We start from the raw sequence: 16,268 nt of genomic DNA, 5'->3' as shown, positions 1-16,268 counted from the left end.
AACCAAAACCCACCCACCCCCGAAGGGACAGGTGGGTCGGCGACACAGCGACCGGAGCGGCCGTGTCTCAGCTCTTCTCCGCGGACTGGGTCTCCTTCTTCGCGCCCCCCGAGCCGGAGGCCCCCGCGTCCTTCTTCTCCTCGGCATCAGCCTTGGCCGAAGACTCCTTCGACTCCGACTCCGACTCCGACTCCGGCTTGGACTCCGTGTCACCCAACGCGGCAGCACCCTCGTCCCCGTCACCGTCGGAGACCCCCGGCTCGACGATCTCCTCCCGTCCCGGCCGCTTGCGGGCCGACAGGACGATGTAGACCACGGCGAGGACGAAGACGAACAGCGCGGTCCAGTTGTTGAGGCGCATTCCGAGGATGTGGTGGGCCTCGTCGACCCGCATGTACTCGATCCAGAACCGCCCCGCGCAGTACGCGGCGACGTACAGCGCGAACGCCCGCCCGTGCCCGAGCTTGAACCGGCGGTCCGCCCAGATGACAAGCAGGGCGACGCCGATGCACCACAGCGACTCGTAGAGGAAGGTCGGGTGGTACGTGCCCGGCAGTCGCCCGTCCGTGGAGGACGTGATCTCCACGGCCCACGGAAGATCCGTCCGCTTCCCGTACAGCTCCTGGTTGAACCAGTTGCCCCAGCGCCCGATCGCCTGGGCGAGGGCGATACCGGGTGCGACGGCGTCGGCGTACGCGGGCAGCGGGATGCCCCGCCGACGGCAGCCGATCCACGCGCCCACCGCGCCGAGGGCGATCGCGCCCCAGATGCCGAGGCCGCCCTCCCAGATCTTGAAGGCGTCCACCCAGTCACGGCCCTCGCTGAAGTACAGCTCGTAGTCCGTGATCACGTGGTAGAGCCGTCCGCCGATCAGGCCGAAGGGCACGGCCCATACAGCGATGTCGGCGATCGTGCCGGCCTGTCCGCCCCGCGCGACCCAGCGTTTGTTGCCGAGCCAGACGGCTACGAAGACACCGATGATGATGCAGAAGGCGTAGCCGCGCAGCGGGACGGGACCGAGGTACAGCACCCCGCGCGACGGGCTGGGAATGTAGGCAAGTTCCATGGCAAGGTCGACGCTACCCTGCTGGGCCCGGCCGACGGCGGGCGCCCCGGCAACGGGTCCATAACGCCGTACCGCTTGTTCCTTGACGCCCCACGGCCCCGGCGGGCCCTCGGTTCACTCCCGACCCACCCCCGGCTCACCCCGCGGCCTTCGCCTCCACCATCTGCTTCAGCTTGGCCGGGGTCATGGACTGGTCCGCGTAGATGTTGGTGCCGTTGAGGAAGACGCTCGGTGTGCCGGAGAAGCCGCCCTTCTGGAAGGCCTCGTTCGACTTGGCGACCCAGCTGTTGTGCTTGCCCTCCTCGACGCAGGTGCGGAAGGCGGCGGTGTCCAGCCCGTCCACCTTCTTCGCCAGGTCGAACAGCTTGGTCTCGCTCGCGAAGGCGTCGTCCGTCTCGGGCGGCTGGTTCTGGAAGAGCACGTCGTGGTACGCGGGGAACTTGCCCTCGTTCTGTGCGCACGCCGCGGCGCCCGCGGCCTTGCGGGAGCCGCTGCCGCCCATGTTGCCGTCGATCAGGGTGGCGAGGTGGTACTCGACCTTCAGCTTCCCGGCCTCGGTCAGCTCGTGGATCGTCGAGCGATAGGCGTCCTCGAAGGATTTGCAGGCCGGGCAGCGGAAGTCCTCCCACACGGAGAGGGTCGACTCGGCGCCGGCGTCCCCGACGGGGATGGCGAGGCTGTCCTCGCCGTTCGCCCCCGAGGGCGCGACGACCGGGCCCGAGGCGTCGGACTCGTCGTCCTTGCCCGCGTTCGCCGCCACGACGCCGATCACGGCGGCCAGCCCCAGCACGCACACCACGGAGGCGCCCACGATCAGCACCCGACGGCGCTTCTCGGCGGCCTTCTGCTTCTCGCGCTCCTCCGCCAGCCGTTCACGGGCGGTGCGCTTTCCCTCACGGTTCTTCTCGCTCACATCCCGCAGAACGAACCGGGGAGGCGCTCAGCGCCTCCCCGATCCCACTTCCACCCGTTCGAGTGAGCGGATTGCCCGTTACGTCCAGCGATCCCCGTACGACAAACGGGTGAACGTCACGAGTTCTCTCGTGCGCCGGGTCGCACGCCCGGCCTGCCGGCCGCTCACGCGCCCCGGCGTACGCCCTTCGCGAGGTCGCCCGCCAGTTCCCGGACGGCGTCCAGGCCGGCCGCCTCGTCGGGCGCGTCCAGCATCCGCTTCACGAACGCGGAGCCGACGATCACACCGTCGGCGAACCCGGCGACCTCGGCGGCCTGCTCGGCGTTCGAGACGCCGAGGCCGACGCAGACCGGCAGGCCCGACCCCGTGGCCCGGGTGCGTTCCACCAGGTCCTGGGCCTGCGCGCCCACCGACTCCCGGGTGCCCGTGACGCCCATCAGCGAGGCCGCGTAGACGAAGCCGCTGCCCGCGGCGGTGATCTCCGCGAGCCGGGCGTCCCTGCTGCTGGGCGCGACCACGAAGACCGTACCGAGCCCGTGCTTCTCCGCGTGCTCCCTCCACAGCGCCGACTCCTGGACGGGCAGGTCGGGCAGGATGCAGCCCGCGCCGCCCGCCTCCGCGAGCTCGGCCGTGAAGCGCTCGACGCCGTAGCGGTCGATGGGATTCCAGTACGTCATGACCAGCACCGGCTTCCCGGTGGCCTCGTGGGCCTCCCGCACCGTGCGCATCACGTCGGCGATCTTGACGCCACCCCGCAGGGCGATGTCGTCGGCGGTCTGGATGACGGGCCCGTCGAGGACCGGGTCGCTGTGCGGCAGCCCGACCTCGACGACATCGGCGCCGCCCTCGAAGACGGCCTTGATCGCGGCGATACCGCCGTCGACGGTCGGGAACCCGGCCGGCAGGTAGGCGATGAGGGCGGACCGCCCCTCCGCCTTGGCGGCGGCGAGGGTGTCACTCAACAGCTGGATGTTCCCGCTCACTTGGCGTCCCCCTCGATCTCGGCGAGATCGGCCGCGTCGGCGGCGACCTCGGCGTCGGCACCACCGTCGTACAGGCCGAAGTAACGCGCTGCCGTGTCCATGTCCTTGTCGCCGCGCCCGGACAGGTTGACGACGATCAACCCGTCCTTGCCCAGCTCCCTGCCGACCTCCAGGGCCCCGGCGAGCGCGTGGGCGCTCTCGATCGCCGGGATGATGCCCTCGGTGCGTGACAGCAGACGCAGCGCCTGCATGGCCGCGTCGTCGGTGACGGCGCGATACTCGCCGCGCCCGCTGTCCTTGAGGTAGGCGTGCTCGGGGCCGATGCCCGGGTAGTCCAGGCCGGCCGAGATCGAGTACGGCTCGGTGATCTGGCCCTCCTCGTCCTGGAGGACGTACGAGCGCGAACCGTGCAGGATGCCCGGCTCCCCGGCGGTCAGCGTCGCCGCGTGCTCGCCGGTCTCGACACCGTGCCCGGCCGGCTCGCAGCCGATGAGGCGTACGTCGGCGTCCGGGATGAAGGCGTGGAAGAGCCCGATGGCGTTCGAGCCGCCGCCCACGCAGGCGACGGCCGCGTCGGGCAGCCGTCCGGCGCGTTCCAGGATCTGCCGCCTGGCCTCGACTCCGATGACGCGGTGGAAGTCGCGCACCATGGCGGGGAAGGGGTGGGGGCCGGCCACGGTCCCGAAGAGGTAGTGGGTGCGGTCGACGTTGGCGACCCAGTCCCGGAACGCCTCGTTGATGGCGTCCTTGAGGGTGCGGGAGCCGGACTTCACGGCGACGACCTCGGCGCCGAGCATGCGCATCCGGGCGACGTTCAGGGCCTGTCGCTGCGTGTCGATCTCGCCCATGTAGATCGTGCAGTCGAGGCCGAAGAGCGCGCAGGCCGTGGCGGTGGCGACGCCGTGCTGGCCCGCTCCCGTCTCGGCGATGACCCGGGTCTTGCCCATGCGCTTGGTGAGCAGGGCCTGGCCGAGCACGTTGTTGATCTTGTGGGACCCGGTGTGGTTCAGGTCCTCGCGCTTGAGGAAGACCCGCGCTCCGCCGGCGTGCTCGGCGAACCGGGGCACCTCGGTGAGCGAGCTGGGCCGCCCGGTGTAGTGGACGAGCAGGTCGTCGAGTTCGCGCGCGAACTCGGGGTCGTGCTTGGCCTTGTCGTACTCCACGGCGACCTCGTCCACGGCGGCGACCAGCGCCTCCGGGATGAACTTGCCGCCGAACGCGCCGAAATACCCCTCGGCGCTGGGAACCTGACCCTCGGGGTCGGGAATGAAGAATTCACTGGACATGCGCATACCTCGCAGGGGCGTGGCCCCGTAGTCGATCGGACTCCGGCTCACAGCGGTCACGTACGCGCGCTGCCGGGGCAGCTCCGTCGACCCCGTCCGGGCTCCCCCGCCGTGACGGCGAGCGGCCACGACGGTGCCGACCGGCGGTGCCGAACCGACCGAGAGCGCCCTCACCGTCCGCCGGGGACGGAACACCCGGAGTTCACGAGGAGGGCGCGGCGGCTCAGCTGCCCGCGGGGCATCCGCGCGTACGTGTCCTGGGCCATCGCATGCCGTTCACCTGACCCGGCTCGTCACCGATGACGTAGCGGACCCGGCGCCCGTGGACGCGACGGGCGGGCGCCCGGCAGCCACGGGGACGACACCCGCGCGCGAGGCGGGCGTAGGGGTCCCTGGGAGTCATCGTGATCGAGAACACGGGGCACAGCCTACCCGTGTCGCCTCACCCGTGTGGGTGATAGCGGGCAAGGTCGTCGGTACTCGGTCCGCCGCCTCGCACGCCGCGATCCCGCACACCGCGCGCCCGCCAACGGTCGCCCCGGCCGGGATGGGCCCCGGCCGGTGGGCGGTGCGGGTGCGGGCGGTCATGCCCGGGTCAGCTGCGGCCGTGCCGCAGTGCCGGGTGCTCGCCCGCGGCCACGAGGTCGGCGACGGCGGTCCTGGGGTCCTTGCCGGTGACGAGGGACTCGCCCACGAGGACCGCGTCGGCGCCGGCGTTGGCGTAGGCGATGAGGTCGTGCGGACCCCGGACGCCGGACTCGGCGATCTTGACGATGGAGTCGGGGATCTCCGGGGCGACCCGCTCGAACGTGGTGCGGTCGACCTCGAGGGTCTTGAGGTTGCGGGCGTTGACTCCGATCACCCGGGCGCCGGCGTCGACCGCCCGCTCGACCTCGTCCTCGTCGTGGACCTCGACGAGCGGGGTGAGCCCGATGGACTCGGCCCGCTCGATGAGCGACTCCAGAGCCGGCTGGTCGAGGGCCGCGACGATCAGCAGGGCCACGTCGGCGCCGTACGCCCGGGCCTCCCACAGCTGGTACGAGGTGACGATGAAGTCCTTGCGCAGGACGGGGATGTCCACGCGGGCGCGGACGGCCTCCAGGTCGGCCAGCGAGCCGCCGAAGCGCCGCTGTTCGGTGAGGACGGAGATGACGGCCGCGCCGCCCGCCTCGTAGTCGGCCGCGAGACCGGCCGGGTCGGCGATCGCGGCGAGCGCGCCCTTGGAGGGGCTGGAACGCTTGACCTCGCAGATCACCTTGACGCCGTCGCCGCGCAGCGCGGCCGCGCCGTCCTTGGCCGCCGGAGCCTTCGCCGCGCGCTCCTTGAGCTCGTCGAGGCTGACGCGCGCCTGCCGCTCCGCGAGGTCGGCACGGACTCCGTCGATGATCTCGTCGAGCACACTCACGCGAGCGGTCCCCTTTCAGACGGTGAGAATGATGAAAATCAGTGACAACGTTTGACGGTCATGTCTTGACAGTCGAGCGGTTCTCAGGGTTCAGGCAGTTCACTGCGATGGTATCCGCAGGAGGGCGCGGGCCTCGCATCCGGTTGACGTCGGTCCCACTACCTGGACGTTCGCCGTTTGATCAAGGATGGAGCCAGCCACCGAACGGCAGGTTCCGGACAACCGTGAAGACCAGCGCCAATGCGCCGAGCGACCACACCTGAACGGTCCCGAACCGCAGGCGCAGGGGTCGTCCGCGCGCCACCTGGACCACCCAGACGGTCCACAGCACCGCGAACCCGAGGAAACCCGCGAGGGCCAGCGCGTTGTCGGTGAACGCGGTCGCCAGGTCGCCGTGCGCGAAGGCGTGCGCGCTGCGCAGGCCGCCGCAGCCGGGACAGTAGAGGCCGGTGAAGCGCCACAGCGGGCAGACCGGGTAGTGGCCGGGTTCGTTGGGGTCCACGGCCGCGACGTAGGCGAAGGCGCCGCCGACGGCCGTGAGCGCTGCTGCGGGTACCCAGAGCCCGCGCAGCGCGCGGCTCCGCTGCGTGGGGGTGGGTGCGGTCTCGGCGTTCACACACCGCATTCTGCCCCGTGCGGGCCGTACACGCGCACGAAGGGCGATCCGGCGGTTCGATCCCGCCGGGCCGCCCCTCTCGCGGACGTCAGCCCTGGGCGGTGGCCGGCTCGGTGGTCGTGGTGGTGCCCGCGCGTACCGCCGCCGTCTCGTACACGGCGTGCGCGTCCTTCGGCTGGCCCATGCCCATGGCGCGCATGACCATGCCGACGACGCCGCCGAGGACGACGATGACCATGCCGGCCCAGAATCCCAGCGGCTGGGCCATCACCATGTAGGCGCCCGAGACGCAGAAACCGATGAAGGCGATGGTGACGCCGGTCCAGGCGGCCGGGGTGTGACCGTGGCTGCTGCCCGCCATGACTTGCTCCTCGTTGTTCATTGCGTCGTGCTCGGTGCGTGACGCTCGATGCCTGTGCTGAGTCGGACGCTCGCCGTCCATTGTTCCGTACGGGTACGGGTGCCATGAGCGGGGGTGTCCACTCTCACGTTCCCGGTTTCGTGCGGTCCGTGGTCGGCGCGGGCTGGTCGGGGTCGGGTCCCGTCGGGTCCTCGCCCCGGTCCAGGGCCTTCCACATGTCCTCGGGACGGTCGGGGTCGACCGGCCGGGCCTTGCGCGGGCGGGGGGTGCCGTCGCGCTCGTAGCGGCCGGACATCGTGGGCCACAGCCGTCCGTAGCGCAGGGCGAGCAGCCCGGCGAACAGGATGAGCGCGCCGCCGACGGCCGCGACGTACGGCCAGCCGGTGTGGCTGAGCGCGTCGACGGTGGCGGCGGTGTCGCCGGAGGCCTCGGCCGCCTTGTCGTCGAGCGCCGAACTGTCGTACGCGCCGTGCAGCGCGGCGGCGATCGTGCCGGCGCCGGAGAGGGCGAGCAGGACCGCGACCAGGACGCGCCCGGACCGGCGCACGGCGAAGACGGCGACGAGTGCGGCGAGGCCCACGATGGCGAGGGACGCCGGCAGCCCCGTGACGTCGCTGCCCTTGGCGGTCAGCGGGAAGGGGCCGCCGGCCACCGTGATGGTGCCCTCCGACCAGCGCTGCCTGGTGGCGAGCAGCACGACGGCCGCGCCGAGGGCGCCGCTGAGCAGCGCCAGGGCGAGGCTGCGCCGGCCGGAGCGTACGGACGCGGGCTCGGAAGGGGGGTGAGGTGCTGCGGTCACGTACTCCACTATCGCCTGCGCCCCGGGTGGGCTGTCACCCGGGGTTCACGTGAGAAGCGCCCTGTTGTCCGAGTCGGTTGGCCGTGTGCACCGCGCGCAGGACCGCCGACGCCTTGTTGCGGCACTCGGTGTCCTCGGCGACGGGGTCGGAGTCGGCGACGATGCCGGCGCCGGCCTGGACGTAGGCCGTGCCGTCCCGGAGGAGGGCCGTGCGGATGGCGATGGCGGTGTCGGAGTCCCCGGCGAAGTCGAGGTAGCCGACGCAGCCGCCGTACAGGCCCCGGCGGGACGGCTCCAGTTCGTCGATGATCTGCATGGCGCGCGGCTTGGGGGCGCCGGAGAGCGTGCCGGCGGGGAAGCAGGCGGTGAGGACGTCGAAGGCGGTGCGGCCCGGTGCGACCCGGCCGGTGACGGTGGACACGATGTGCATCACGTGCGAGTACCGCTCGACGGACATGAAGTCGACGACCTCGACCGAGCCCGGTTCGCAGACCCGGCCCAGGTCGTTGCGTCCCAGGTCGACGAGCATCAGGTGCTCGGCGCGCTCCTTGGGGTCGGCGAGCAGTTCGTCGGCGAGGGCCTGGTCCTCCTGCGGGGTGGCGCCCCGGTGCCGGGTGCCGGCGATGGGGTGGACCATGGCCTGTCCGTCCTCGACCTTGACCAGGGCCTCGGGGGAGGAACCGACGACGTCGAAGCCGTCGAAGCGGAACAGGTACATGTACGGGGAGGGGTTGGTGGCCCTCAGGACCCGGTAGACGTCCAACGCGCTTGCCGTGCACGGGGTTTCGAAGCGCTGGGAGGGGACGACCTGGAAGGCCTCGCCGGCCCGGATGCGCTCCTTGATGTCCTCGACGGCCTCCTGGAAGTCGGGGCCGCCCCACAGGGCGGTGTACTCGGGCAGCTCGGAGTGCGGGAGGGCGGCCGGGGGCTGGGCGACGGACCGGGCGAGGTCGGCCTCCATGGCGTCGAGGCGGGCGATCGCGTCGGCGTGGGCCTCGTCGACGCCGGTGTCCAGGTCGTTGTGGTTGATGGCGTTGGCGATCAGCAGGACCGAGCCCTCCCAGTGGTCCATGACCGCCAGGTCGCTGGTCAGCAGCATGGTCAGCTCGGGGAGCTTGAGGTCGTCCCGCTCTCCGGGGCCGATCTTCTCCAGGCGGCGCACGATGTCGTAGCCGAGGTAGCCGACCATGCCGCCGGTGAAGGGCGGCATGCCTTCCTGGTGCGGGGTGTGGAGCGCCTCGATGGTGGCGCGCAGCGCGGCGAGGGGGTCACCGTCGACGGGGACGCCGACGGGCGGGGTGCCGAGCCAGTGGGCCTGTCCGTCGCGGGAGGTGAGGGTGGCGTGGCTGCGGACGCCCACGAAGGAGTAGCGGGACCACGAGCGGCCGTTCTCCGCGGATTCCAGCAGGAAGGTGCCGGGGCGCTCGGCGGCGAGCTTGCGGTAGAGCCCGACGGGGGTGTCGCCGTCGGCGAGGAGCTTGCGGCTGACGGGGATGACACGACGGTCGGTGGCCAGCTTGCGGAACGTCTCGAGGTCCATGGCGGCTGACCTTACTGATCCAGTGACGGTACGTCGGAATCGACGGCGCCCGGGGCGCCTTCCACGGCCTTGAGGACGTCCTCGTCGAAGCAGGTGCGGTCGCCGGTGTGGCAGGCGGCGCCGATCTGGTCGACCTTGACGAGGAGGGTGTCGGCGTCGCAGTCCAGGGCGACGGACTTCACCCACTGGAAGTGGCCGGAGGTGTCGCCCTTGACCCAGTACTCGCGGCGGCTGCGCGACCAGTAGGTGCAGCGCCCGGTGGTGAGGGTGCGGTGCAGGGCCTCGTCGTCCATCCAGCCGAGCATGAGCACCTCACCGGTGTCGTACTGCTGGGCGATGGCGGGCAGGAGCCCGTCGGCGCCGCGCTTGAGGCGGGCGGCGATCTCGGGGTCCAGCGCGCCGGCGGTGCCGGGGCTGGCGGGGGCTCCGGGACCGAGAGGGCTGCTGGAGGACGGCGTGCTGGTCATGCGTGCCATTGTGCCGCGCCGCGCGGATCGGCCTCGTCCGTTGTCCACAGGCCGGACCTGCTTGTCGTACGAATGCCCTCCCGGCCGAACGTCCGTCGTCCCCCGGCACCGGGGGTCTCGTGCCACCGTCGTCCCCCCGGCACCGGGAGGCTCGTGCCGCCGTCGTCCCCCGGCACCGGGAGACTCGTGCCGCCTCGGCCGGACCTGCGCTGTGCACCGCGGTGGCACGGTCGTAGGCTGGCTGGCATGTCGACCCATGCCAAGCGTGAACGGCTTCTCTTCGCCGACCTGTTGGAGACCGCGGGCCCCGATGCCCCCACCCTGTGTGAGGGCTGGACGACCCGTGACCTGGCCGCGCACGTGGTGGTCCGCGAGCGCCGCCCCGACGCCGCCGGGGGCATCCTCATCAAGCAGCTCGCGTCGCGCCTGGACCGCGTGATGGAGGAGTTCGCCGCGAAGCCGTACGAGGAGCTGGTCCAGCTCGTCCGTACCGGTCCGCCGCGTTTCTCGCCCTTCTCCCTGAAGCAGATCGACGAGGCCTCGAACACGATCGAGTTCTACGTCCACACCGAGGACATCCGCCGGGCCGGGCCCGAGTGGACCCCGCGCGAGCTCGACCATGTCTTCCAGGACGCCCTGTGGTCCCGTCTGGAGCGCACCTCCCGTCTCATGGGCCGTGGCTCCCCCACCGGCCTGGTCCTGCGCCGCCCGGACGGCCGGACGGCGGTGGCCCATCGAGGCACGCCCGTGGTCACGGTCACCGGTGAGCCGTCCGAGCTGCTGCTGTTCCTGTACGGCCGTCAGCAGGTGGCCGACGTGGAGCTGGACGGCGAGAAGGAGGCGATCACCAAGCTGCACGAGACGAAGCAGCTGGGTATCTGAGCGGAGTCGATGTGATCCGGTGCGCCGCCCCGGTCACCTGGTGGCCGGGGCTCGCGTCCGAGGTCCGACGGCGTCACCGTACGGCGTGCCCGGCCCCTCGCAGCGTGTCCTTGACCTCGCCGATGCGCAGGTCGCCGAAGTGGAAGACGGAGGCGGCGAGGACGGCGTCGGCGCCCGCCTCGATGGCCGGGGAGAAGTCGGCGAGCTTGCCGGCGCCGCCGGAGGCGATGACCGGGACGGTGACGTGCCCCCGGACGGCGGTGATCATCTCCAGGTCGTAGCCGTCCTTGGTGCCGTCCGCGTCCATCGAGTTGAGCAGGATCTCGCCCGCGCCGAGCTCGGCGGCCCGGTGGGCCCACTCGACGGCGTCGATGCCGGTGCCCTTGCGGCCGCCGTGGGTGGTGACCTCGAAGGAGCCCGACTCGGTACGGCGCGCGTCGACCGACAGCACCAGCACCTGGCGGCCGAACCGCTCGGCGATCTCGCGGATCAGGTCGGGGCGGGCGATCGCCGCCGTGTTGACGCCGACCTTGTCCGCGCCGGCCCGCAGCAGCTTGTCGACGTCCTCGGCGGTGCGGACGCCGCCGCCGACGGTGAGCGGGATGAAGACCTGCTCGGCGGTGCGGCGCACCACGTCGTAGGTGGTCTCGCGGTTGCCCGACGAGGCGGTGATGTCCAGGAACGTCAGCTCGTCGGCGCCCTCGGCGTCGTACACCTTCGCCATCTCGACGGGGTCGCCCGCGTCGCGCAGGTTCTGGAAGTTGACACCCTTGACGACCCGGCCGTTGTCCACGTCCAGGCAGGGGATGACTCGGACCGCCAGGGTCATGAATCCACGGCTCCTTAGAAAAACCCGAAAAAACCCGAAAAAACCCAGCAAAAGCCAGCAAAACCCAGAAAGGCTCGGGCAGGCCCGGCGAAGGCCTAGCCCCGGAATGCTTCGATCTCTACTTCGACCAGGATGCGCGGGTCGACGAATCCCTCCACGACCAGCAGGGTCGAGGCCGGACGCACCGGGTCGAAGATCTCCTTGTGGGCCCGCCCCACGGCTTCCACGTCCCGCATGTGCGTCAGGTACATCCGCGTACGGATCACGGACGCGGCGCCGAGCCCGAACTCGCCGAGGGCCTCGACCGCGCTGGTGAAGGCCACCTTGGCCTGCTCGTAGGGGTCGCCCTCCCCGTGGAGCACATCGCCCTTGAAGGCCGTGGTGCCCGCCACCAGGACGCGGTCGCCCGCCGCGACGGCGCGCGCGAAACCGAAGGACTCCTCCCAGGGACTCCCGCTCTGCAGCCGCCGCACGGCATCGGACGTCATGACGACACAACCTCCAGGGCCTCTTCCAGGGTGAACGCCTTCGCGTACAGGGCCTTCCCGACGATGGAGCCCTCGACACCGAGGGGGACAAGCTCGGCGATGGCCCGCAGGTCGTCGAGGGAGGAGACCCCGCCGGAGGCGACGACGGGGCGGTCGGTGGCCGCGCAGACGTTCCTCAGCAGCTCCAGGTTCGGGCCCTGGAGCGTGCCGTCCTTGGCGATGTCCGTGACCACGTACCGCGCGCAGCCCTCCTTGTCGAGCCGCTCCAGCGCCTCGTAGAGGTCGCCGCCCTCGCTGGTCCAGCCGCGGCCCTTCAGGGTCGTCCCGCGTACGTCGAGGCCGACGGCGATCCGGTCGCCGTGCTCGGCGATGACCTTGGCGACCCACTCGGGGCTCTCCAGGGCGGCGGTGCCGAGGTTGACCCGGGTGCAGCCGGTGGCCAGGGCCTTCGCCAGGGAGGCGTCGTCCCGGATGCCGCCGGACAGCTCGACCTTGATGTCCATCGCGCGGGTGACCTCGGCGACCAGGTCCCGGTTGTCGCCGGTGCCGAACGCGGCGTCCAGGTCGACCAGGTGCAGCCACTCGGCGCCCGCGCCCTGCCAGGCGAGCGCGGCCTGGAGCGGGGAGCCGTAGGAGGTCTCCGTGCCGGACTCGCCGTGGACGAGCCGGACCGCCTGGCCGTCACGGACGTCGACGGCGGGGAGGAGTTCGAGCTTTGCCATGGCTACAGGGTTCCGATCCAGTTGTTCAGCAGCTGCGCTCCGGCGTCGCCGGACTTCTCGGGGTGGAACTGCGTGGCCCACAGGGCGCCGTTCTCCACGGCCGCCACGAAGGGCTTGCCGTGCGTGGACCAGGTGACCTTGGGGCTGGTCAGGGCCGGGTTGTGCGTCTCCAGGGTCCAGTCGTGGACGGCGTAGGAGTGCACGAAGTAGAAGCGGGCGTCGGCGTCGAGGCCGGCGAACAGCTCGGTGCCGGCCGGGGCGTCGACGGTGTTCCAGCCCATGTGGGGCACGATCTCGGCCTGGAGCGGTTCGACCGCGCCGGGCCACTCGTCGAGGCCCTCGGTCTCCACGCCGTGCTCGATGCCGCGTGCGAAGAGGATCTGCATGCCGACGCAGATGCCCATCACCGGGCGGCCGCCGGAGAGGCGCCGGTCGATGATCCAGTCGCCGCGCGCCTCCTTGAGGCCCTTCATGCAGGCGGCGAAGGCGCCGACGCCGGGGACCAGCAGCCCGTCGGCGTTCATGGCCTTGTCGAAGTCACGGGTTATCTCGACCTCGGCGCCGGTGCGGGCGAGGGCGCGCTCGGCGGACCTCACGTTGCCGAAGCCGTAGTCGAAGACGACGACCTTCTTGGGGGCGCTCAATTCCACACCTCCAGCCTCATGGCACCGGCGACCAGGCACATCGCGGCGCCGACGGAGAGCAGCACGACGAGCTGCTTCGGCATCCCCTGCTTGACGAAGGAGATGATCCCGCCGACCAGGAAGAGGCCGACGACGATCAGGACGGTGGACAGCCCGTTCACAGCGCGCCCTTCGTGGAGGGCAGGATGCCGGCCGCGCGCGGGTCGCGCTCGGAGGCGTAGCGCAGCGCCCGCGCCAGCGCCTTGAACTGGCATTCGACGATGTGGTGGGCGTTGCGCCCGTACGGCACGTGGACGTGCAGCGCGATCTGGGCCTGGGCGACGAAGGACTCCAGGATGTGCCGGGTCATCGTGGTGTCGTACTCGCCGATCATCGGCGCCATCTTCTCGGGCTCGGTGTGCACGAGGTAGGGACGGCCGGAGAGGTCGACGGTGACCTGGGCGAGGGACTCGTCCAGCGGGACCGTGCAGTTGCCGAAGCGGTAGATGCCCACCTTGTCGCCGAGGGCCTGCTTGAAGGCGGCGCCCAGCGCGAGGGCGGTGTCCTCGATGGTGTGGTGGGAGTCGATGTGCAGGTCGCCGTCGGTCTTCACGGTCAGGTCGAACAGACCGTGCCGGCCGAGCTGGTCGAGCATGTGGTCGTAGAAGCCGACCCCGGTGGAGATCTCCGTCCGGCCGGTGCCGTCGAGGTTGATCTCGACGAGGACCGAGGTCTCCTTCGTGGTCCGCTCTATGCGTCCTACGCGGCTCATGCGCTCTGCTCCTTCTTCAGTTCACGTACCGCGTCGAGGAACGCGTCGTTCTCGGCGGGGGTTCCGGCGGTGACCCGCAGCCATCCCGGCACTCCGTTGTCCCGGACCAGGACGCCCCGGTCGAGGATGCTCTGCCACACGGTGTGGGAGTCGTCGAACCGGCCGAACTGCACGAAGTTGGCGTCGGACGCGGTCACCTCGTAGCCGATCGCCAGCAGCTCGCCCACCAGCCGGTCCCGCTCCGACTTCAGCTGTTCGACGTACTTCAGCAGCGTGCCGGTGTGCTCCAGGGCGGCGAGGGCGGTCGCCTGGGTGACGGCCGACAGGTGGTACGGCAGCCGGACCAGCTGGACGGCGTCCACGACCGCCGGGTGGGCGGCGAGGTAGCCGAGGCGCAGGCCCGCCGCGCCGAACGCCTTCGACATCGTGCGCGAGACGACGAGGTTCGGCCGGCCCTCGATCAGGGGCAGCAGCGAGTCGCCGTGGCTGAACTCGATGTACGCCTCGTCGACCACGACGAGCGACGGCTTCGCCGCCTGCGCGGCCTCGTACAGCGCGAGGACGGTCTCGCCCGGGACGGCGGTGCCGGTGGGGTTGTTGGGGGTGGTGACGAAGACGACGTCGGGCCGGTGCTCGGCGATCGCCTTCTCGGCGGCGGCGAGGTCGATCGTGAAGTCGTCGTCGCGGGGGCCGGAGATCCAGCCGGTGCCCGTACCCCGCGCGATCAGGCCGTGCATGGAGTACGAGGGCTCGAAGCCGATGGCCGTGCGGCCGGGCCCGCCGAAGGTCTGCAACAGCTGCTGGATGACCTCGTTGGAGCCGTTGGCGGCCCATACGTTGGCGAGGCCGACCTCGTGGCCGGAGGTGTCCGTCAGGTACTCGGCGAGTCGGGTCCGCAGCTCGACGGCGTCCCGGTCGGGGTAGCGGTTGAGGTGCCGGGCCGCCTCCCGCACCCGCTCGGTGATCCGCTCGACCAGCGGCTCGGGCAGGGGGTACGGGTTCTCGTTGGTGTTCAGGCGTACGGGGACGTCGAGCTGGGGCGCGCCGTAGGGGCTCTTGCCGCGCAGTTCGTCCCGTACGGGGAGATCGTCGATTCCGAAGCTCACTTGCCAGGTACCTTCCAGCCGAACCTTGCCTTGATCGCCGCACCGTGCGCGGGGAGGTCCTCCGCCTCCGCCAGCGTCACCACGTGGTGCGCGACCTCGGCCAGCGCGTCCTCGGTGTAGTCGACGATGTGGATGCCGCGCAGGAAGGACTGGACGGACAGACCGGAGGAGTGGCAGGCGCAGCCGCCGGTCGGCAGGACGTGGTTGGAGCCGGCCGCGTAGTCGCCCAGCGAGACCGGGGCCCAGGGGCCGATGAAGATCGCGCCCGCGTTGACGACCCGCTCGGCGACGGCGGCGGCGTCGGCCGTCTGGATCTCCAGGTGCTCGGCGCCGTAGGCGTTGACGACGCGCAGGCCCTCGTCGACGCCGTCGACCAGGACGATCGCGGACTGCCGGCCGGCCAGGGCGGGCCGGATACGGTCCTCGATGTGCTTGGTGGCCTCGACCTGCGGCTGGAGCTCCTTCTCGACCGCGTCGGCGAGCGCCACGGAGTCCGTGACGAGCACGGCGGCGGCGAGCGGGTCGTGCTCGGCCTGGCTGATCAGGTCGGCGGCGACGTGCACCGGGTCGGCGGTGTCGTCGGCGAGGACCGCGATCTCGGTCGGGCCCGCCTCTGAGTCGATGCCGATGACGCCGGTGAAGTACCGCTTGGCGGCGGCCACCCAGATGTTGCCCGGCCCGGTGACCATGGGGGCGGGCGGGCAGGACTCGGTGCCGTACGCGAACATCGACACGGCGGTGGCGCCGCCGGCCGCGTAGACCTCGTCGACGCCGAGCAGGGCGCAGGCGGCCAGGATCGTGGGGTGCGGGAGCCCGTCGAACTCGGCCTGCGCCGGTGAGGCGAGGGCGATGGACGGGACACCGGCCTCCTGCGCCGGGACCACGTTCATGATCACGGAGGAGGGGTAGACGGACCGGCCGCCGGGGGCGTAGAGACCGACGCGCTCGACCGGGACCCACTTCTCGGTGACGGTGCCGCCGGGCACGACCTGGGTGGTGTGGGTGGTGCGGCGCTGCGCGCGGTGGACCGTACGGGCGCGGCGGATCGACTCCTCCAGGGCCGCACGGACGGCGGGGTCGAGCTGGTCCAGCGCCTGCGTGAGGGCCTCGGCCGGGACCCGCACGGAGGTCAGGCGTACCCCGTCGAACTTCTCCGCGAAGTCGATCAGCGCCGCGTCGCCCCGATGGTGCACGGCCTCACAGATCGGACGCACCTTCTCCAGGGCGGCCGAGACGTCGAAGTCGGCTCGGGGCAGCAGGTCGCGCAGGGCGGGTCCCTCGGGGAGGGCGTCGCCGCGCAGATCGATTCGGGAGATCACAGGGCCAATTCTCTCAGACCCGCGCAGGCGGCCGTCCGGGCGTTCCAATGGCTGATACGCGCCCGCGCGGGAACCCGGAAGATCCTCTTCA

At 71.4% G+C, this 16,268-nt stretch carries 20 protein-coding genes; 1 reads left to right on the top strand and 19 read right to left on the bottom strand.

Features of this window, described 5'->3' with window-relative positions:
- Positions 1–67: 67 nt before the first annotated feature.
- The 11 genes from lgt to hisI form a co-directional block, all read right to left on the bottom strand.
- Positions 68–1,066: a prolipoprotein diacylglyceryl transferase gene (gene lgt, locus P1P70_RS06810; protein WP_319235422.1), complete on the bottom strand. Its 999-nt coding sequence runs from the start codon at positions 1,064–1,066 to the stop codon at positions 68–70.
- Between the two features lie 136 nt (positions 1,067–1,202).
- Positions 1,203–1,979 (bottom strand): thioredoxin domain-containing protein, encoded by a 777-nt coding sequence (locus tag P1P70_RS06805; RefSeq protein ID WP_319235421.1) that lies wholly within the window; start codon positions 1,977–1,979, stop codon positions 1,203–1,205.
- Positions 1,980–2,143: 164 nt separating this feature from the next.
- Complete coding sequence (gene trpA / locus P1P70_RS06800) at positions 2,144–2,962, bottom strand: tryptophan synthase subunit alpha (protein WP_060885059.1); 819 nt, start codon at positions 2,960–2,962, stop codon at positions 2,144–2,146.
- Positions 2,959–4,248 (bottom strand): tryptophan synthase subunit beta, encoded by a 1,290-nt coding sequence (gene trpB, locus P1P70_RS06795; RefSeq protein ID WP_319235419.1) that lies wholly within the window; start codon positions 4,246–4,248, stop codon positions 2,959–2,961. The genes trpA and trpB overlap by 4 nt, the downstream gene beginning before the upstream one ends.
- Before the next feature lie 223 nt (positions 4,249–4,471).
- Positions 4,472–4,651 (bottom strand): tryptophan biosynthesis modulator TrpM, encoded by a 180-nt coding sequence (gene trpM / locus P1P70_RS45695; protein ID WP_413471426.1) that lies wholly within the window; start codon positions 4,649–4,651, stop codon positions 4,472–4,474.
- 192 nt (positions 4,652–4,843) lie between these two features.
- Positions 4,844–5,653: an indole-3-glycerol phosphate synthase TrpC gene (gene trpC / locus P1P70_RS06790; protein WP_319235418.1), complete on the bottom strand. Its 810-nt coding sequence runs from the start codon at positions 5,651–5,653 to the stop codon at positions 4,844–4,846.
- Positions 5,654–5,834: 181 nt separating this feature from the next.
- Positions 5,835–6,278: a DUF2752 domain-containing protein gene (locus tag P1P70_RS06785; protein WP_319235416.1), complete on the bottom strand. Its 444-nt coding sequence runs from the start codon at positions 6,276–6,278 to the stop codon at positions 5,835–5,837.
- Between the two features lie 79 nt (positions 6,279–6,357).
- A complete protein-coding gene (locus tag P1P70_RS06780) occupies positions 6,358–6,630 on the bottom strand; it encodes an HGxxPAAW family protein (RefSeq protein ID WP_319235414.1) in 273 nt (90 codons plus the stop codon).
- Between the two features lie 124 nt (positions 6,631–6,754).
- Positions 6,755–7,438, bottom strand: coding sequence for a TIGR02234 family membrane protein (locus tag P1P70_RS06775; RefSeq protein WP_319235412.1), 684 nt, complete (start codon positions 7,436–7,438; stop codon positions 6,755–6,757).
- A gap of 25 nt (positions 7,439–7,463) precedes the next feature.
- On the bottom strand, positions 7,464–8,969 hold the full coding sequence (locus P1P70_RS06770; RefSeq protein ID WP_319235410.1) for an anthranilate synthase component I: 1,506 nt from the start codon (positions 8,967–8,969) through the stop codon (positions 7,464–7,466).
- Between the two features lie 11 nt (positions 8,970–8,980).
- Complete coding sequence (gene hisI, locus P1P70_RS06765; RefSeq protein WP_319235409.1) at positions 8,981–9,436, bottom strand: phosphoribosyl-AMP cyclohydrolase; 456 nt, start codon at positions 9,434–9,436, stop codon at positions 8,981–8,983.
- A gap of 246 nt (positions 9,437–9,682) precedes the next feature.
- Between hisI and P1P70_RS06760 the strand changes: the two genes are divergently transcribed.
- Positions 9,683–10,318 (top strand): TIGR03085 family metal-binding protein, encoded by a 636-nt coding sequence (locus tag P1P70_RS06760; protein ID WP_319235407.1) that lies wholly within the window; start codon positions 9,683–9,685, stop codon positions 10,316–10,318.
- Positions 10,319–10,391: 73 nt separating this feature from the next.
- On the opposite strand, the gene hisF is transcribed toward P1P70_RS06760, so the two are convergent.
- The 8 genes from hisF to hisD form a co-directional block, all read right to left on the bottom strand.
- A complete protein-coding gene (gene hisF, locus P1P70_RS06755; protein ID WP_319235405.1) occupies positions 10,392–11,147 on the bottom strand; it encodes an imidazole glycerol phosphate synthase subunit HisF in 756 nt (251 codons plus the stop codon).
- A gap of 95 nt (positions 11,148–11,242) precedes the next feature.
- Positions 11,243–11,635, bottom strand: a complete 393-nt coding sequence (locus P1P70_RS06750; RefSeq protein ID WP_319235403.1) for a RidA family protein — start codon at positions 11,633–11,635, stop codon at positions 11,243–11,245.
- Positions 11,632–12,357 (bottom strand): bifunctional 1-(5-phosphoribosyl)-5-((5-phosphoribosylamino)methylideneamino)imidazole-4-carboxamide isomerase/phosphoribosylanthranilate isomerase PriA, encoded by a 726-nt coding sequence (gene priA, locus P1P70_RS06745; RefSeq protein WP_319235400.1) that lies wholly within the window; start codon positions 12,355–12,357, stop codon positions 11,632–11,634. The genes P1P70_RS06750 and priA overlap by 4 nt, the downstream gene beginning before the upstream one ends.
- 2 nt (positions 12,358–12,359) lie before the next feature.
- The gene (gene hisH / locus P1P70_RS06740; protein WP_319235399.1) at positions 12,360–13,001 is read right to left on the bottom strand and encodes an imidazole glycerol phosphate synthase subunit HisH; all 642 of its coding nucleotides are present in this window, start codon (positions 12,999–13,001) and stop codon (positions 12,360–12,362) included.
- Entirely contained in the window at positions 12,998–13,162 is a 165-nt protein-coding gene (locus P1P70_RS06735; RefSeq protein ID WP_319235397.1) for a hypothetical protein, read from the bottom strand. Before P1P70_RS06735 ends, hisH begins: the two co-directional genes overlap by 4 nt.
- Complete coding sequence (gene hisB / locus P1P70_RS06730; RefSeq protein ID WP_013004386.1) at positions 13,159–13,752, bottom strand: imidazoleglycerol-phosphate dehydratase HisB; 594 nt, start codon at positions 13,750–13,752, stop codon at positions 13,159–13,161. The genes P1P70_RS06735 and hisB overlap by 4 nt, the downstream gene beginning before the upstream one ends.
- The gene (locus P1P70_RS06725) at positions 13,749–14,858 is read right to left on the bottom strand and encodes a histidinol-phosphate transaminase (RefSeq protein WP_319235395.1); all 1,110 of its coding nucleotides are present in this window, start codon (positions 14,856–14,858) and stop codon (positions 13,749–13,751) included. Before P1P70_RS06725 ends, hisB begins: the two co-directional genes overlap by 4 nt.
- Positions 14,855–16,177 carry a histidinol dehydrogenase gene (gene hisD / locus P1P70_RS06720; protein WP_319235393.1) on the bottom strand — a complete coding sequence of 441 codons (1,323 nt, stop codon included), beginning with the start codon at positions 16,175–16,177 and terminating at the stop codon, positions 14,855–14,857. The genes P1P70_RS06725 and hisD overlap by 4 nt, the downstream gene beginning before the upstream one ends.
- Positions 16,178–16,268 lie beyond the last annotated feature (91 nt).

Source organism: Streptomyces sp. MB09-02B (genome assembly GCF_033794485.1).
Classification (GTDB): Bacteria; Actinomycetota; Actinomycetes; order Streptomycetales; family Streptomycetaceae; genus Streptomyces.
Note: the sequence above shows the minus strand (reverse complement) of the source record. Positions and strands in the feature narration are given on the sequence as shown.

Bases quoted from the DNA above. Each gene is read 5' to 3' on its own strand.
- lgt (WP_319235422.1), bottom strand. From the start codon at position 1,066: ATGGAACTTGCCTACATTCCCAGCCCGTCGCGCGGGGTGCTGTACCTC.
- trpB (WP_319235419.1), bottom strand. From the start codon at position 4,248: ATGTCCAGTGAATTCTTCATTCCCGACCCCGAGGGTCAGGTTCCCAGC.
- trpM (WP_413471426.1), bottom strand. From the start codon at position 4,651: ATGACTCCCAGGGACCCCTACGCCCGCCTCGCGCGCGGGTGTCGTCCC.
- P1P70_RS06785 (WP_319235416.1), bottom strand. From the start codon at position 6,278: ATGCGGTGTGTGAACGCCGAGACCGCACCCACCCCCACGCAGCGGAGC.
- P1P70_RS06780 (WP_319235414.1), bottom strand. From the start codon at position 6,630: ATGGCGGGCAGCAGCCACGGTCACACCCCGGCCGCCTGGACCGGCGTC.
- P1P70_RS06770 (WP_319235410.1), bottom strand. From the start codon at position 8,969: ATGGACCTCGAGACGTTCCGCAAGCTGGCCACCGACCGTCGTGTCATC.
- hisI (WP_319235409.1), bottom strand. From the start codon at position 9,436: ATGACCAGCACGCCGTCCTCCAGCAGCCCTCTCGGTCCCGGAGCCCCC.
- P1P70_RS06760 (WP_319235407.1), top strand. From the start codon at position 9,683: ATGTCGACCCATGCCAAGCGTGAACGGCTTCTCTTCGCCGACCTGTTG.
- hisF (WP_319235405.1), bottom strand. From the start codon at position 11,147: ATGACCCTGGCGGTCCGAGTCATCCCCTGCCTGGACGTGGACAACGGC.
- P1P70_RS06750 (WP_319235403.1), bottom strand. From the start codon at position 11,635: ATGACGTCCGATGCCGTGCGGCGGCTGCAGAGCGGGAGTCCCTGGGAG.
- priA (WP_319235400.1), bottom strand. From the start codon at position 12,357: ATGGCAAAGCTCGAACTCCTCCCCGCCGTCGACGTCCGTGACGGCCAG.
- hisB (WP_013004386.1), bottom strand. From the start codon at position 13,752: ATGAGCCGCGTAGGACGCATAGAGCGGACCACGAAGGAGACCTCGGTC.